At 54.6% G+C, this 16,331-nt stretch carries 13 protein-coding genes; 12 read left to right on the forward strand and 1 reads right to left on the reverse strand.

The features are described 5' to 3' along the window. Positions 1-61: 61 nt before the first annotated feature. Positions 62-973 carry a LysR family transcriptional regulator gene (locus VGC33_RS05910; protein ID WP_331119824.1) on the reverse strand — a complete coding sequence of 304 codons (912 nt, stop codon included), beginning with the start codon at positions 971-973 and terminating at the stop codon, positions 62-64. 996 nt (positions 974-1,969) lie between these two features. On the opposite strand from VGC33_RS05910, the gene VGC33_RS05915 reads away from it, so the two are divergent. From VGC33_RS05915 to VGC33_RS05970, 12 genes are all read left to right on the forward strand, one after another. Then, a complete protein-coding gene (locus VGC33_RS05915; RefSeq protein WP_331119825.1) occupies positions 1,970-2,467 on the forward strand; it encodes a DUF1003 domain-containing protein in 498 nt (165 codons plus the stop codon). 470 nt (positions 2,468-2,937) lie between these two features. Next, the gene (arnB, locus tag VGC33_RS05920) at positions 2,938-4,092 is read left to right on the forward strand and encodes a UDP-4-amino-4-deoxy-L-arabinose aminotransferase (protein ID WP_331119826.1); all 1,155 of its coding nucleotides are present in this window, start codon (positions 2,938-2,940) and stop codon (positions 4,090-4,092) included. After that, a complete protein-coding gene (gene arnC, locus VGC33_RS05925; RefSeq protein WP_414636892.1) occupies positions 4,049-5,059 on the forward strand; it encodes an undecaprenyl-phosphate 4-deoxy-4-formamido-L-arabinose transferase in 1,011 nt (336 codons plus the stop codon). The genes arnB and arnC overlap by 44 nt, the downstream gene beginning before the upstream one ends. Continuing rightward, positions 5,059-7,041 (forward strand): bifunctional UDP-4-amino-4-deoxy-L-arabinose formyltransferase/UDP-glucuronic acid oxidase ArnA, encoded by a 1,983-nt coding sequence (gene arnA / locus VGC33_RS05930; protein ID WP_331119828.1) that lies wholly within the window; start codon positions 5,059-5,061, stop codon positions 7,039-7,041. The genes arnC and arnA overlap by 1 nt, the downstream gene beginning before the upstream one ends. Further along, positions 7,038-7,934: a 4-deoxy-4-formamido-L-arabinose-phosphoundecaprenol deformylase gene (gene arnD / locus VGC33_RS05935; RefSeq protein ID WP_331119829.1), complete on the forward strand. Its 897-nt coding sequence runs from the start codon at positions 7,038-7,040 to the stop codon at positions 7,932-7,934. Before arnA ends, arnD begins: the two co-directional genes overlap by 4 nt. 4 nt (positions 7,935-7,938) lie before the next feature. After that, complete coding sequence (gene arnT / locus VGC33_RS05940; RefSeq protein WP_331119830.1) at positions 7,939-9,603, forward strand: lipid IV(A) 4-amino-4-deoxy-L-arabinosyltransferase; 1,665 nt, start codon at positions 7,939-7,941, stop codon at positions 9,601-9,603. Further along, positions 9,600-9,956 (forward strand): 4-amino-4-deoxy-L-arabinose-phosphoundecaprenol flippase subunit ArnE, encoded by a 357-nt coding sequence (gene arnE, locus VGC33_RS05945; protein ID WP_331119831.1) that lies wholly within the window; start codon positions 9,600-9,602, stop codon positions 9,954-9,956. Before arnT ends, arnE begins: the two co-directional genes overlap by 4 nt. After that, on the forward strand, positions 9,953-10,330 hold the full coding sequence (gene arnF / locus VGC33_RS05950) for a 4-amino-4-deoxy-L-arabinose-phosphoundecaprenol flippase subunit ArnF (RefSeq protein ID WP_331119832.1): 378 nt from the start codon (positions 9,953-9,955) through the stop codon (positions 10,328-10,330). Before arnE ends, arnF begins: the two co-directional genes overlap by 4 nt. Before the next feature lie 12 nt (positions 10,331-10,342). Then, the gene (locus tag VGC33_RS05955; protein ID WP_331119833.1) at positions 10,343-11,386 is read left to right on the forward strand and encodes a DMT family transporter; all 1,044 of its coding nucleotides are present in this window, start codon (positions 10,343-10,345) and stop codon (positions 11,384-11,386) included. A gap of 206 nt (positions 11,387-11,592) precedes the next feature. Then, positions 11,593-12,597 (forward strand): iron-containing alcohol dehydrogenase, encoded by a 1,005-nt coding sequence (locus VGC33_RS05960; RefSeq protein ID WP_331119854.1) that lies wholly within the window; start codon positions 11,593-11,595, stop codon positions 12,595-12,597. Positions 12,598-13,141: 544 nt separating this feature from the next. Continuing rightward, positions 13,142-14,185: a pyridoxal-phosphate dependent enzyme gene (locus tag VGC33_RS05965; RefSeq protein ID WP_331119834.1), complete on the forward strand. Its 1,044-nt coding sequence runs from the start codon at positions 13,142-13,144 to the stop codon at positions 14,183-14,185. 435 nt (positions 14,186-14,620) lie between these two features. After that, positions 14,621-16,291: a methyl-accepting chemotaxis protein gene (locus VGC33_RS05970; protein WP_331119835.1), complete on the forward strand. Its 1,671-nt coding sequence runs from the start codon at positions 14,621-14,623 to the stop codon at positions 16,289-16,291. Positions 16,292-16,331: the final 40 nt, after the last annotated feature.

Below are 16,331 nucleotides of genomic sequence, written 5' to 3' on the forward strand. Positions count from 1 at the left end.
TGTCGCATTGCGTAAATGAAACGACCGCCTGAAACGGTCATTCCGCGGCCTTAAGCAAAAATCAACAGACCATCATATTGGTCATCGGTGCCATGGCCGGCGCAATAAATTTTTCTATCCAATTGCCATTATCTTCCAGATAATAAATATGCCGTTGAATAACTATTTCCTTTTTCCTGAATTTAAACGGCAATAGTTTGATTTTATAATGGCCTTCTTCAATAAATTTTTTTACCGAGGCGGGGAAAAAGCCTATCGCCTCATTATTTTCAATCATTGACAGCTGAGCCTGTAGCGTGGGGACAAGTAATCGTTCCAATGTTATATTATTAGCTGTCAAATGAGCATCTATCTCATAATTAATTTTTCCAATGTGAGGCTCCTCATATTGCACCAGAGTTTTTCCGGCAAGTAATTCATCCGTGGATCTCTCCCGGCTATAGACACCCTTTCCCACCGCCAGCATGAGCGGTTCCTCCGACAGCAGTTTATGTTTTACCCCCGGCGGGCACCGCATTTGCCTGTCAGAAAGAAAAGCCTGGCATATCCCCCCTTTGAACACCTCATCTATGCTGGTAATCTCCAGAGAATAATATTCCAGGGTAATATCTTTTTTGAAAGGAAACGAAGTGAGTATAGAAGATAAATAGGAATAATCATGATGATCAATCCCCAATTTGAAAAGCGGGGCGGTATAATGATTTTTATTTTTTTTCTCGAGAATTTTGCCTTCCAGTTCACAGACTTCCTGATACAGCGGCAGGAGCGTCGCATAAAGTTCACTGCCGTAACTGGTTAATTTTAAGCCATTGCTGGTACGCACAAAGAGCTTATGGCCAAGGCGCATTTCAAACATTTTAATTGTCCGGCAAAGCGGGGACGGTGTTATGCAAAGAATAATCGAAGCCAATCTAATAGATTGCTCTTGTGCGGTAACGATAAAATATTTTAATGTCTTAGATATTAAAATCATATTCGACTCCCGGTGATTTTCAATAACCCTGGTGAAAAAGTTTATAAGAAAAGATAATTTCCCTTAAGATATAAGGTAATCATCATAATGTATTTCTATAAACTCATTTTGTGAAAGAATATTGACATTCATGGGTTCTTATGGGCTTTGTTTTATATTATCTACAACAGGACTGAAGTTGCTATTTTATTTAACTAAAATAAAAAAAAGTGACGCATGGCATGATTGAAATACGCTTTTAAGCGTTACCATGCCCGGTGCGTAAAAAATAATGAACCTTAGGATAAAAATGCAAAAATATCCTGATGAAGGATTCATGTTTATTCGCTTAATTTAAACAACAGCATCAGGCCGACAACGTATCATCACCCGCCGGGCTACGTTGACTATTTCAGCTTAATGAATAGACGTTACGACGTTAGTATACTATTTGACAAGCCCTAGGGTGAGATCAATTAGAACAATTGGCGAATAATGTTAACCAGCTCACGCTTGTCAAACGCGTATTCCGGCAAGGGCCAAGGTGTGCGAAGGCAATGCTAAATTTCAGCACGTACTCATTGGCGCCAATATTAGCAATTGGCATCACAGTGCGGTTGATCAATGTATAAAGAAAGGGCTTAAACCATCCTGAATGATAAAATATAATAATTTCAATTAGTTAAATCTTGTGTTTTCGCAAGGCGCCGGCCCGGCGGGCTGAGCATCCGTCTGGTTTACGGCCAACATGAAGATAAGACCGGGACGTGCCGTCAATGTCGCCGTGGCTGCCCAACAACGCCGGTGGCAACAACAAAACGTATGTATAAGCCTGGTTTCTGCATCCGCGGCTTATGCCGGCCGCCCACCGGATGGTCTTTTACCCTGTCCGGCGTCTTGGAAACAATTTAATATACATTTCATCGCCAAGTTGAGTGGTAAAATACAGAAGATATCTTATAATTTTTCCTTATATAATAATACTTTTAATTCAACACCTTATTAAGGAATCGCACCATGGACGCCAGATCTAAAAAACAGCTTGAGGAGTTACGCGCCAGCAGCAGAAGCGAGCACGCCACGCTGTTAATGCCGTCATCTGATTCCGGCGCCCCCCGGACCCTTGGCCAACGTTTAGCCGACAGGATTACGGCGATTATTGGCACCTGGACCTTTATCATTACCCAAACCATTATTATCGTCATTTGGACCGGATATAATCTGTCGGTCGGTAAAAGCGGATTTGATCCCTATCCCTTTATATTACTCAATCTCTTCTTATCATTTCAGGCCGCCTATACCGCGCCGGCCATAATGATGAGCCAGAAAAGAGAAGGGGAAGTCGATCGTTTCCGGGCCGAAATAGCGTCGAATGTGAATGTGAAATCCGATCTGGAAATGTATGCCCTGCACGATAAGATTGATTATCTGGAAGGCGACATCGTGACGTCCTTAAAGGAACAGCTGGCGCAGATATCCCAACAGCTGGAGGAGATCAGGCAAAAACAAGGGTAGGGCGCCGCCTTTCCTGCGAACCGGCCGGCACGGCGGACAGCCGCCGGGGCGATGCGTTCCTCCCGGGCAGCGGCTTCGCCGAAACCGCACCGGCTGTCCGTCTCATCGGGGTTTAAAACGATTTAATGAATCCATTGTGTTGCCAACACGCATTTTAGCGCGCGCTATCAATAAAAGTTCAATAAACTTTGCCGTTTTTTATATTAAGATTAAATTAAGTTTTTCCCACCGAAAGCATGCCGGTACGCTTATTTGCATTTTTTTACACTGCGGACTGGCTGGTGCAATAAATGTCATCCGGTAAATATGACGTGCTTCACTTTTGTTATACCTGCTTAATTAATCTGCCATTTACCCGACCGCGAAGGCGGCCGCAATGTTTTATTAAAATTTCTTTTTCGGATTTAATCTTCGTTTAATTATCGGGGGATATAGTAGCTTCAAAATGCATTTTGGATTCGATGTTAATTATGGATCAGCTCTTAGCTTTTTCCCGTCCCTCCATCGGTGAGGACGAAATTGCGGCCGTGGACAGCGTTCTGCGTTCCGGCTGGATCACCACCGGCCCGCAAAATCAGCGGCTGGAGGCGGACTTTTGCGCCGCTTTCGGCTGTAAACACGCGATAGCCGTCTCATCAGCCACCGCGGGCATGCATGTCGTTCTGGCGGCGCTGGGCATCGGTCCCGGCGATGAAGTCATTACGCCTTCCCAAACCTGGGTCTCCACTCTGAACATGATCGAGCTGCTGGGCGCGAGCCCGGTGATGATCGATGTCGATCGCGACACGCTCATGGCCGGGGCCGCGGAAATAGAGGCGGCCATCACCCCCCGCACCAAGGCCATTGTTCCGGTGCATTACGCTGGCGCGCCGCTGGATCTGGATGCCGTGCGCGCCGTGGCGCGCCGCCACGCCATACCCTTGATTGAAGACGCGGCACATGCGGTGGGCACCCGTTACAAAGGCCGCTGGATCGGCGCCACCGGCACGGCGGTTTTTTCATTCCATGCCATTAAAAACATGACCTGCGCCGAAGGCGGCCTGGTTGCCACCGACAACGATGCCCTGGCGGAGCGCGTGCGGCGCCTGAAATTCCATGGCCTGGGCGCCGACGCCTTCGATCGCCGGCAGCAGGGGCGCAAGCCGCAGGCGGAAGTGCTGGAGCCGGGGTATAAATATAACCTCTCCGACATCCACGCGGCCATCGCCGTGGTGCAACTGGCCCGTCTGCCGGCGTTAAACGCGCGGCGCAGATCCCTTGCCGGCCGCTATCTGGCCGCCCTGGACGGCTCACCATTCCAGCCGCTCGGGTTGCCGGCTTACGATCATGAGCATGCTTGGCACCTGTTCATGGTGCGTGTCGACCCCGCCCGCTGCGGGCTGGATCGCGACGCGCTGATGATACGTTTACAGGAGCAAGGGATCGGCACCGGCCTGCATTTTCGCGCCGCCCATACGCAAAAATACTACCGGGAACGTTATCCGCTGGTGACCTTGCCGGACACCGAGTGGAATTCCGCCCGTCTGTGTACCCTGCCGCTGTTCCCGGATATGGCCGACGGCGATGTCGATCGGGTGGTTGATGCGTTGTTTTCTGTTTTGGAGTCCAATAGTGTTGCGCGTTGAACCTGTTAATAAAGTCTCGGTGGTCATTCCCGTGTTCAATGAGCAGGAAAGCCTGCCGGCGTTGATTACGCGTACCGCCGCCGCCTGCCGCCAGTTAACCCAGTCTTATGAAATTATCCTGGTGGACGACGGCAGCAGCGATGCATCGGTCGATATCATGACGGCGGCGGCGCAGGCGCCGGAAAATCATGTCGTCGCCATGCTGCTCAACCGCAACTACGGCCAGCATTCCGCCATCATGGCCGGTTTTATCCAGGCTACCGGCGATCTGATCATTACGCTGGATGCCGATCTGCAAAACCCGCCGGAAGAGATTCCAAGGCTGGTTGCCGTCGCGGAACAAGGTTACGACGTGGTGGGCACGGTGCGGGCCCGGCGCCAGGATTCCTGGTTCCGCAAATGCGCCTCACGCGCGATAAACCGTCTTATCCAGCGAGCCACCGGCAAGGCAATGGGCGATTATGGCTGTATGCTGCGCGCCTACCGCCGCCAGGTGGTGGACGCAATGCTGCACTGCCACGAGCGCAGCACCTTTATTCCCATCCTGGCCAATTCCTTTGCCCGCCGCGCCACTGAAATCGAGGTGGCCCATGCCGAACGGCAGTTTGGCGAGTCCAAATACAGCCTGATGAAATTAATCAATCTGATGTACGACCTGGTGACCTGCCTGACCACCACGCCGCTGCGGTTGCTCAGCGTGGTCGGCAGCGTTATCGCCGTTACCGGCTTCAGCATCTCGGTCATCCTGATTGCCCTGCGCCTGATCCTCGGTCCCGCGTGGGCGGCGCAAGGGGTGTTTACCCTGTTCGCGGTGCTTTTCACGTTCATCGGCGCCCAGTTTGTCGGCATGGGGCTGCTTGGTGAATACATTGGCCGGATTTACAACGATGTGCGCGCCAGACCACGTTATTTCGTGCAGCAGGTTATCGGCGCCCGACAGTCCTCGTCTACTCAGGAAGAAGAATAATGAAAGCTATTGTATTTGCTTACCATGATATTGGTTGTATCGGTTTGAAAGCCTTGGTTGACGCGGGTTTTGACGTGCAGGCGGTATTTACCCACACCGACGCCCCCGGTGAAAACCGGTTTTTCCACTCGGTTGCGCGCCTGGGGGCGGCGCTGGAACTGCCGGTCTACGCGCCTGACGACGTGAACCATCCGCTGTGGGTAGAGACTATCCGCAACCTGAAGCCCGACATTATTTTCTCGTTTTATTATCGCCATCTGCTGTGCGAGGACATTTTATCGCTGGCGCCCCGGGGCGGTTTTAACCTGCACGGCTCGCTGTTGCCGCGCTATCGCGGCCGCGCGCCGGTTAACTGGGCGCTGGTCCACGGAGAAACCCGGACCGGCGTCACGCTGCACCGCATGGTCAAGCGCGCGGACGCCGGGGATATCGCCGGACAGGCCACCGTAGATATCGCCCCGGACGATACCGCGTTAACGCTGCATGCCAAGCTCGGCGGCGCGGCGGAGCGGTTGTTACATGATTTATTGCCGCCCCTGAAGGCGGGCACCCTTGGCCTGACGCCGCAAAATGAAAAAGACGCCAGCTGCTTTGGCCGCCGCACCGCCGCGGATGGTGAAATTTACTGGCATAATTCCGCGCGCGATATCGCCAATCTGGTGCGCGCCGTAACCGAACCCTATCCGGGCGCCTTCAGCTATCTCGGCCAGCGTAAACTTATCGTCTGGGACGCGCGTGCGCGTGACTTCCGGCATGATAAACAGCCGGGCACGGTGCTGGATACCGAACCGCTGACCATTGCCTGCGGCGACGGCGCGCTGGAGCTTATCACCGGCCAGTGCGAAACCGGTTTATTTTTGCAGGGCAGCCGGCTGGCGCGCGAGATGGGCATTATGGCCGGCGTGCGGCTGGCGGCCAAACCCTGCGTGGCCCAACAACGCAGGATTCGCGTCCTGATCCTGGGCGTAAACGGCTTTATCGGCAATCATCTGACCGAACGCCTGTTGCGCGAGGATCGTTACGAAATCTACGGCCTGGATATCAGTTCCGACGCTATCAGCCGTTTTGTCGACAATCCGCGTTTCCATTTCGTGGAAGGGGATATCAGCATTCACTCCGAATGGGTGGAATACCATATCAAGAAATGCGACGTGGTGCTGCCGCTGGTCGCCATCGCCACGCCTATCGAATATACCCGCAACCCGCTGCGCGTCTTTGAGCTGGACTTCGAGGAAAACCTGAAAATAGTGCGCGACTGCGTGAAGTACCGTAAACGCATTATTTTCCCGTCCACCTCCGAGGTATACGGTATGTGTGATGACAAGGAATTCGACGAGGATCGCTCCAGGCTTATCGTCGGCCCGATAAATAAGCAACGCTGGATCTATTCGGTATCCAAGCAATTGCTGGACCGGGTGATATGGGCCTACGGCGCCAAGGAGTCGCTGAAGTTTACCCTGTTCCGGCCGTTTAACTGGATGGGTCCGCGGTTGGATACGCTGGATGCGGCCCGTATCGGCAGTTCACGCGCCATCACCCAGTTGATTTTGAACCTGGTGGAGGGATCGCCGATACAGCTGGTGGACGGCGGTCAGCAAAAACGCTGCTTCACCGATATCAGCGACGGTATCGAGGCGTTGTACCGTATTATCGAAAACCGCGACAATCTTTGCGATGGCCAGATTATCAATATCGGCAATCCTGATAATGAGGCCAGTATCCGTGAACTGGCGCAAATGCTGCTGGAAAGTTTTGAAAACCATCCGCTGCGCCAGCATTTCCCGCCGTTTGCCGGTTTCAAGGATATCGAAAGCAAGAGTTATTACGGTACCGGTTACCAGGACGTCGAACATCGCAAACCGAGCATTGAGAATGCCCTGCGGTTACTAAACTGGCAACCGGCCGTCGATATGCGTCAAACCGTTGAACAAACGCTGGATTTCTTTTTGCGCACCACCGTTAAAGAAGGCGTGGAAGCGTGATAAAAGTCGGCCTGCGGGTTGATGTGGATACCTTCACCGGCACCCGTGACGGGGTGCCATGTTTGCTTGAACTGTTTGCCGAGTATGATATCAAGGCCAGTTTTTTTTTCAGCGTCGGACCGGATAATATGGGACGTCATTTATGGCGACTGCTGCGTCCGGGTTTCTTGGGCAAAATGTTGCGTTCCCAGGCGGCTTCCCTGTATGGCTGGGATATCCTGCTGGCCGGCACCGCCTGGCCGGGCAGGCGCATCGTTCCGTCCCTGGGGCCGTTAATGAAACAGACCCTGATGGCGGGACACGACGTCGGCCTCCATGCCTGGGATCACCAGGGTTGGCAGGCCCGGGCCGGGCGTTGGCCCGATGCTGAGCTGAAACGCCAGATCCGCCTGGGCGTGGAGGCGCTCGAAGCGAGCACCGGACGGCAGGTTACATGCTCCGCGGCGGCGGGCTGGCGCGCCGATATGCGCGTATTGGAAGCGAAACAGGACTTCGGTTTTTATTACAATAGCGACTGCCGCGGCCGCCATCCTTTCCGGCCGTTGCTGCGCGACAACCGTATCGGCACGGTACAGATTCCGGTTACCCTGCCCACCTTTGACGAAGTCATCGGCAAGGAAGTGCGATTAGAGAATTTCAACGATTATATTCTTGATCGCATCGCCCGGGATGACGGCGCGCCTGTCTATACCATTCATAGCGAAGTGGAAGGGCGATCCCTGTCGGGTCTATTCGAGCAATTATTACAGCGCGCCCAGCGGCAGGGCATCAGCTTTTGTCCGTTACCTGAACTGCTGCCGGCGGATTTATCCACCGTACCGCTGGGGCGGGTCGTTCGTTCCTCTTTTCCCGGGCGGGAAGGCTGGCTGTGTTGCCAGGCCCCCGCAGATTGATGTCATGAAATTACTTAAAAATCACTGGGCGGCGATCCTGGCGCTGTTTTATGCGTTGGTCTATCTGCTGCCGTTGAACAGCCGTTTGTTATGGCAGCCCGATGAAATCCGCTATGCCGAAACCAGTCGGGAAATGCTGCTGCGCGGCGACTGGATTGTGCCGAACCTGTTGGGCGTGCGTTATTTCGAAAAGCCGGTGCTGGGGTATTGGATTAACAATCTGAGCCAATGGGTATTGGGTGATTCCAACTTCGCCGTGCGCTTTGGCGTGGTTTTGTGCACCGGCGTCAGCGCGCTGCTGGTCTATGTCCTGGCCATGATGATGTGGAAGACGCGCCGCACAGCCTGCCTGGCCGCGCTGATATTCCTCTCAATGATGCTGGTGTTCGGCGTCGGCACCTACAGCGTGATTGATCCCATGGTTTCGCTGTGGCTTACGGCGTCGATGGTCAGTTTTTACCTGGCGATAAACGCCGGCGGCACGCGCGACAAACTGGGCGCCTATATTTTACTGGGCATCACCTGCGGTTTGGGATTCATGACCAAGGGTTTCCTGGCGCTGGCCGTGCCGGTGATTGCCGCGCTGCCCATCGCCATCCAGCGGCGGCGGCTGAAAGACCTGCTGATTTTCGGCCCGGCGGCGGTGCTGGCCGCAATAGCGCTGAGCCTGCCCTGGGCGCTGGCCGTTGCCGAGCGTGAGCCGGACTACTGGCACTACTTTTTCTGGATTGAACATATCCAGCGTTTTGCCGATGACGACGCGCAGCATAAAGCGCCGGCATGGTACTACTTGCCGGTCTTCTTGGTGGGTTCCCTGCCCTGGCTCGCGCTGTTGCCGGGGTCGCTGCTCAAGGGCTGGCGCGAACGGACGGCACGGCCGGAGCTGTTTTTCCTGCTGTGCTGGGTGCTGATGCCGCTGCTGTTTTTCAGTATCGCCAAAGGCAAGCTGTTAACCTATATCCTGCCGTGCATGGCGCCCCTGGCCCTGCTGATGGCCGCCTGCGCGCAAGAATGCCTGGCATCCGGTCGCGTGCGGGTTTTCCGGTTCAATGCGGCGATCAACGGCGCGTTCGGCCTGGTTGGCATGGCGGCCGTAGCGGCGCTGGGCGCCGGATTATTACCAACGGTCATTGTGTTGGGGCGGGATGAATGGCCAAAGGTGGCAATGGGCCTGCTGGGATTTGCCGGCTGGACATTCTTCGCCGCTGTCTCCTGGCGCAAGGATGGACGGCGCTGGGTCTGGGCCGCGGGCTGTCCCATCCTGTTCAGCCTGTTGATTGGCCACGCCATTCCCCAGCGGGTGATCGACAATAAGCTGCCGCAGCACATTATCCGCGCCAATGCCGGCGTGCTGCGCCACAGTCAATACGTGCTTAGCAACAACGTGGGCCTGGCGACCGCCATAGCCTGGGAACTCAAACGCGATGACGTGAAAATGTTTCGTGAGCGCGGCGAGTTGACCTATGGATTATCCTATCCGGACGCGCGCGGGCGTTTTATCAGCGAGCAGGATTTCCCCGGCTGGCTGGCGACGGTACGCGGCCAAGGGGATGTGGCGCTGCTCATCCGCCTGCCCGACGACAACCAACTGCCGGTTTACCTGCCAAAACCAGACTCCATGCAACGCAGCTCCCACCTGGGATTGGTGCTGTACCGGCAACGGCCATGAGCGGCTATCTGCTGATACTGCTGGTCTGTGTTCTCACCTGCGCGGGGCAATTATGCCAGAAGCAGGCCGCGCTGCGCTGGCGGCAAGGTGCGCCGCGGCAAAACCGCCGGGCGGGGACGGGGGCGCCGGGCTGGTTGCTGGCGGCGCTGCTGTTGCTGGGCATGGCCTTGCTGTTCTGGCTCGGCGTTTTACAACGCCTGCCCCTGAGCGTGGCTTATCCCGTGTTGAGCCTGAACGTTGTGCTGGTCACCCTGGCGGCGCAGTGGCTCTTTCGCGAACGCGTCACCTGCCGTCACTGGTGGGGCGTGGCCGCCATTATGTTCGGCATCGCGCTGATGAGCCTTAATCCATGAAGGGGTATGCCTGGGCGGCGGCCAGCGTGCTGCTGGTCACCCTGGCGCAACTGCTGATGAAGTGGGGCATGCAGCAGGTCCCGCCGTTGTCGCTAAATGCATTGACGCCGGCGTTCGCCATCCATTACGTTATACCTCTGCTGGCGGTGTCTTTAGGCATACTGGGTTACGCCCTGTCGATGCTATGCTGGTTCTGCGCTTTGCTCTATCTGCCGCTCAGCCGGGCCTACCCGCTGCTCAGCATCAGCTACGCCCTGGTCTATTGCGCCGCGATCGCGCTGCCGATGTTTAACGAGGCGGCAAGCGTTGCCAAGACCCTGGGCGTGGCGTTTATTTTGTTTGGCGTGTGGCTTATCAACCGCCGTAACCCATAGGTTGGAGTCGTGATGCATAATGGGCTGCGCCGTCCCGGCGTACTGGCGGCGCTGGGCGCCGCGATATTATTCGGCGCGGGTACGCCGTTGGCGAAATTGATGTTGACCAGCGTCAACCCCTGGCTGCTGGCAGGATTGCTTTATCTGGGTTCCGGGCTTGGGCTAACGCTGTACCGCGTTATCAGGCGCGCGCCCCGGGTCATATTGCCGCGGTCCGAAATGCCCTGGTTTGCCGGCGCCATTATCACCGGCGGTATTATCGGCCCCGTCTTGCTGATGCTGGGGCTTGCCGCCATGCCGGCCTCGGGCGCGTCCCTGCTGATCAATGCCGAGGGGGTATTTACCGCATTACTGGCATGGTTCGCTTTCAGGGAAAATGTCGACGGTCGCATTGCATTGGGCATGGCGGCGATAGTGGCGGGCGCCGTGGTGCTGAGCTGGCCGGGCGAGGCCCGGTTTGCCGGCCTGTGGCCGGCGCTTGCCGTGTTAGGCGCATGTTTCGCCTGGGGGGTGGACAATAATCTTACCCGCAAGGTTTCATTGACCGATGCTACCTGGATCGCCGCCGTCAAAGGCCTGGTCGCCGGTTTGGTGAATCTGTCGCTGGCCTTTGCCGCCGGCGTGTCCTTGCCCGCATGGACCGATGCGGTCGGCGCGCTGACGCTCGGGTTTCTGGCATACGGCGTGAGCCTGGCGCTGTTTGTGGTCGGCCTGCGCCATCTGGGCACCGCCCGCACCGGCGCGTATTTTTCCATCGCACCCTTTATCGGCACCGCGCTGGCCGTCGTCATGGGCGATCCGCTGACCCCGCAGATGCTTGCCGCCGGTGCGCTGATGGCCCTTGGCATTGGATTGCACCTGACCGAACGTCATCAGCATACCCATGTCCACTTGCCCGTTGCGCACGATCATGAACACCGTCATGATGAACATCATCTCCACTCCCATGACGAACCCATCGCCCCGGGAACCCTTCACCGGCACTGGCACCATCACGATCCCCTGACGCATTCCCATCCCCATTTTCCCGACGCCCATCACCGCCACGATCATTAATTTTTCCTATTGCCAATTAATGCGCAAACAGCTAATTGAACGTGAAAAGTTTTTATTTAAACAAAGCTCATTGCTCATGTGTTTTAACAGCAAACGTTAAAATAAGATTAAATATAACGGAGAGACGGTTAATGAACTCATTATCATAGATAAAGAGGTGCGTAATGAATTTAAATATCACCACAAATGTGTTGATGTCCACCGGTATGCTACAAAATTACTTCTTTAAAAATGGTAAAAAAAACGCATTAATATTAATTGATGTAAATGTAGTTAATAATGAAATCATACAAGAAACACTCAGCCTGTTAAAACCAAAAGATATCCGGTTGGTGGACAGGGAGCCGACCACGGAGGATGTGAATAACGCGGTAAAACACTATCCGCAGACCGAAAATATCATCGCCGTAGGCGGCGGCTCAACCATGGATCTCGGCAAGGCCATTGCCGTAACCTTGACCAATGGCGGCGATGTGCAAAGGCTGCGCGACCGGGATAACATCAGCCGGCCGGGTCTGCCGATTATCGTTGCGCCCACGATACCCGGCACGGCGGCGGAGTTCAGCGCATCCGCGGTATTAAGCACCGACGGCTACAAGCAAAGCCTGATTTCCCCTTTTCTCAGGCCGGAAGTGGCGCTGGTGGACCCGCGTTTTTTCGCCTCGGTGAAAGCGGAAACCGGCATCCCCGTATTGCTGGACGGCTACATCCATACGGTGGAATGCCTGGAAGGCCTAAAGGGATCGGATGCGTCGCGCACCGCCTGCCGTAACGTCATTTCGATCTTTAATGAAATCGTCAAAAGCGGCTACCATCCGCAGGATATCAAATGGTGCCAATTAGCCTATTATGCAAATTACACCAGCGCTTTTTCATTGCTTGGCGGGTCGTTAGGCGCGGTCCATGCATTATCTTATGGCGTGTCGAATGCCATGGGCGTCTGTCATTCAAAGGCCAATCTGGTCGCGCTCGGGCATATGAGAGGCGTTTTTGATCGCTACGCCCAGATCGCTTTCGCCTACTGTCGCCAATATGCGGTGGACTATCGGCTTAACGCCGGCCCCAACGCCGATCGGGGAAAGATATTATCGGTCATGAACGAGACTCGCGATAGGTTGACCCCTCTGTGGGAGAATACCTTTGGCGAGAAGTATACTAATGCAATTTCAGACATATTCATCAGGAGGATTATTGCTGGCATTAAAGGGTAGGCCTCACGCCGATTTCACGCTAAAAAAGGCCCGGCTTGCGCTGCCGTCCGGCCGAACTGTTAACTAACACCAGCGCCTGGTCTTCGCGATCGTGATGACGGTCTTCTAGCCCTGTTCCTCGCTGAGAGCGACGTCTTCCGCGTTTTTATGTTGGCCGATTGCCGCAATGCTTGGTTATTTAATCGGTAAAACACATGATTTTCCTGTGCATAAAATCAAACGAGCAATATTATCTGGCATAACCACCGGCATTATCGTATGGCTAGGCCTGTTATTGTTGAGAAAGATGGAATCTGTAATTTGACTCACCAAGGCTTCAGCAGCACTGGTTTACATTACAATCTCATGGGTGGGGCTATTATTCTTTAGGCAAAACGGGGTGTGCTGCGGATGTCATCAGCTGTTTACATAAAATTGCCTGGCGCTGGTGTTAGGTAAATCGCGAGCCATGAAAAATAACTTATTGAATAATTCAATATTGATCAACAGCTTAATCATAGGATAATTATGCCCCTGGCAAAATAAAATTTTTCAAGGAAAGATGATGAATCTGGAATTATTCAACCATATCGAGCGCGCGCCGGATCCTTCCAAAGCGTTGGATATGTTTCCGCAACTGTCCGCTTTTTATTCGGCCTTGGGCAATACCACGTTAATGCCGGTTCCCGGCCCTGAGGGCGGGGCCAGCATACTGGCGAAGCTTGAGTTTGAAAATCCTTTTGGGTCGGTCAAGGATCGCACCGCGTTTGGTATGTTTTGCGAAGCGATAAATAATCACGATTTTCACAAAGGATCGCTGAAGTTACTGGATTCTTCCGGCGGTAATATGGGCCGGGCGCTGGCGATGCTGGGCAATTTGTGCAACATCGCCGTGCACCTGGTCATCCCGGACTCCTCGCCCGATGTGTTGGTCAGGGCTTTGCGTGAGGCAAACGCGCAATTGACCTTGGTGGATTCCCGCTATTTCCTGCTGGGGTTAATGGCCCGCGCTCAGGAAATTGCGCTTGCGGACCCTGGCTGGACATTGCTGGCTCAACATCTCAATCTGGTGAATGTGGCAGTGCATCGGCATGGCACCGGTCAGGAAATCCGCCGCCAGCTCAGGGGCGGCAAGGCCGGCGGTTGGGTGGCGGCGGTGGGGACCGGAGGAACCCTATCCGGCGTTTACGCGGCGCTGGCGCAGGATAACCCGGCGCTGAACGTGCTGGGCACCACACCCAAAGAGCTGCCCTTCGGTACCCTGTCTCCCCCTAACGGCCGGGATAAATTTGCCGGAGCCGGTGGGATGGGCTTTGGCTTTCGCCAGCCTTTTATCACCCATATGAAGCTTAACAAACTGCCGTTCAACCTGATTGGCTGGCAAGAGTCGCTGGCGGCAATGTACGAATTTCATAAGCTGACCGGCATACGCATCGGCGCCTCATCGGCGGCTAACTGGAAGAGCGCTTGCCGGCTGGCGCAAACGCTGAAACCCGGCGAACAGGTGGTGACGCTGTTTGCCGATGCGGGGAACGATAGCGACCTGGAAAAGGGCGAGGTATTTTTCACCAGCGCCAACCGGTCGAATCCGGCAAAAATAGGGTACTAATATTCATCTCCGGCAATCAGCGCCGGGATGCGGGCTGCGGTCATAGTGCTGAATGCCGCCGCCTATCGTTTTGCAATAATAAGATAATACGCACATTTTCAATCCATCCGGCAAGGGGGGAAAATCCATTAAAGTCCTTATTTATTAATGGCCGCCCACACGCCAATCTAACCCTCTGTTTTTGATCTGATTTTCTCCTCTGTCTATCAAGATTTGTCAATGTTTGCCGATAACCATTGTAACTCAGATAAGTCGTTTCACAGGGCGTGGACAATATTTGATTTCAACATACGAACAGGTCGGCGCGCAAAAATCATCCCAGGTTTTCCCTGGCATAAATGGTGCGATAAATGTTCTTACGTTTTCCCCATCCTCAATGCTTTCCACCCATATGCGCAGAAGCCAGCATAGAAATAATAAACAGGAGCAGTACCTATGCGTGTTTTAAAAAATGCCAGTATTCGAGTCATACTCTTAATAACGCTTGGTTTTTTTTTGGTGCTGTGGGGTGGGGTTTCCGCATTTACCCTGTCCTCGCTGAATCAGGTAAACCATTTATTAACAGTCAGTGAAGATCAGAAAAAAGACATCGATCTCGTCACCCATGGCAACGACCAGTATTTTCGCACCGTTACGCGCCTGTCCAGGGCCATGGATTATGTCCAGACCGGCGAATTAGCGGATGCCGATAAGGTCCTGGCAACCGCCGCTACCGCCATGCAGAGCACTAAAGCGGCCCTGGAAGAGTTTAAATTACGCCAGCATCCCTCTATTGACCCCGCGATAACGGATAACATCGTCAACAGCTGGACCAGCCTTATTAACCAGGGTATGGCGCCTTTATTGCAGGCGGCCCAGGAAAAAAATATTGATGAATACCGTCGCATATACCGGACGCAATCGCCGCCGTTCAGCGTGGCGTTTGGCGCGGCGGCGGAAAAATTCAAAGACGAGGCCATGTCGCAGGAAGGCGCGCGGCGGGTGAGCGAGCTGGTCGACTGGTGCAAAAATATATTGATTGCGGCCATCATCGCCGGACTTATCATCCTGGCCTTGACCGACCGTTATCTTGTCAACTGCATGATTAAACCGCTGGAACGGTTTAAATTACAGCTACATACCCTTTCCGACGGGCAGTTGGACGACAGCATCGACGATTTCGGCCGTAACAATGTCGGCCGGCTGTTTCCTTATCTACAGGAAATGCAGAGAAACCTGATACGCACGGTCTCCGCCATACGCGACGGTTCCGCCTCCATATACCAGGGCGCCGGGGAAATCAGCCTGGGCAATACCGACCTGTCCTCACGCACGGAACAACAGGCGGCGGCCCTGGAAGAGAGCGCCGCGAGCATGGAGCAGCTAAGCGCGACGGTTAAGCAAAACACGGAAAATGTTTTCCAGGCCAATAAAATGGTGCAGGACGCATCCAATACCGCCAGGAAAGGCGGCGAAATTGTCGATGAGGTGGTGGCCACGATGAGCAGCATCACCACCAGTTCTAAAAAAATCGCCGATATCACCGGCGTTATCAACGGCATCGCGTTCCAGACGAATATCCTGGCGTTAAACGCCGCGGTGGAAGCGGCCAGGGCTGGAGAACAGGGCCGGGGGTTTGCCGTGGTGGCGGGCGAAGTGCGCAGCCTGGCCCAGCGCAGCGCCCAGGCGGCGAAAGAAATTGAAGGGCTGATCGCCGAGTCGGTTGAACGGGTAAGCACCGGTTCCATCCAGGCCTCGCGCGCCGGCGATACCATGCACAGTATCGTGCAGGCGGTAAACCGCGTGACGGATTTAATGGGTGAAATTTCCTCGGCCTCGGAAGAACAAAGCCGGGGCATCAGCCAGGTCAGCACCGCGGTGGCTGAAATGGATGGGGTCACTCAACAGAATGCGGCGCTGGTGCAGGAATCGGCGGCGGCGGCGGCATCGTTGGAAGAACAGGCCCGTTTGCTAACGGAAACCGTGTCGGTGTTCCGGCTGCCGGCTATGGCGGGACAATCAATGAAAGTGGATGCGTCAACATTGCCGCCCGCCGTAACGCCGACGGCGCTGTTAAAAACGCCGTCCGGTCGGGAAAAGCTTACCGAAAATTGGGAAACATTTTAATCTCAATCCTCACTGATTAACCCCTGACGGCAACCGGCCA

It is taken from the genome of Acerihabitans sp. (assembly GCF_036398755.1).
Lineage (GTDB): Bacteria > Pseudomonadota > Gammaproteobacteria > Enterobacterales > Enterobacteriaceae > Acerihabitans.

Excerpts from the sequence above, each read along its gene's own strand:
- VGC33_RS05910 (WP_331119824.1), bottom strand. The coding sequence starts at position 973 with ATGATTTTAATATCTAAGACATTAAAATATTTTATCGTTACCGCACAA.
- VGC33_RS05915 (WP_331119825.1), top strand. The coding sequence starts at position 1,970 with ATGGACGCCAGATCTAAAAAACAGCTTGAGGAGTTACGCGCCAGCAGC.
- arnB (WP_331119826.1), top strand. The coding sequence starts at position 2,938 with ATGGATCAGCTCTTAGCTTTTTCCCGTCCCTCCATCGGTGAGGACGAA.
- arnC (WP_414636892.1), top strand. The coding sequence starts at position 4,049 with ATGCGTTGTTTTCTGTTTTGGAGTCCAATAGTGTTGCGCGTTGAACCT.
- arnA (WP_331119828.1), top strand. The coding sequence starts at position 5,059 with ATGAAAGCTATTGTATTTGCTTACCATGATATTGGTTGTATCGGTTTG.
- arnT (WP_331119830.1), top strand. The coding sequence starts at position 7,939 with ATGAAATTACTTAAAAATCACTGGGCGGCGATCCTGGCGCTGTTTTAT.
- arnE (WP_331119831.1), top strand. The coding sequence starts at position 9,600 with ATGAGCGGCTATCTGCTGATACTGCTGGTCTGTGTTCTCACCTGCGCG.
- arnF (WP_331119832.1), top strand. The coding sequence starts at position 9,953 with ATGAAGGGGTATGCCTGGGCGGCGGCCAGCGTGCTGCTGGTCACCCTG.
- VGC33_RS05955 (WP_331119833.1), top strand. The coding sequence starts at position 10,343 with ATGCATAATGGGCTGCGCCGTCCCGGCGTACTGGCGGCGCTGGGCGCC.
- VGC33_RS05960 (WP_331119854.1), top strand. The coding sequence starts at position 11,593 with ATGCTACAAAATTACTTCTTTAAAAATGGTAAAAAAAACGCATTAATA.
- VGC33_RS05965 (WP_331119834.1), top strand. The coding sequence starts at position 13,142 with ATGAATCTGGAATTATTCAACCATATCGAGCGCGCGCCGGATCCTTCC.
- VGC33_RS05970 (WP_331119835.1), top strand. The coding sequence starts at position 14,621 with ATGCGTGTTTTAAAAAATGCCAGTATTCGAGTCATACTCTTAATAACG.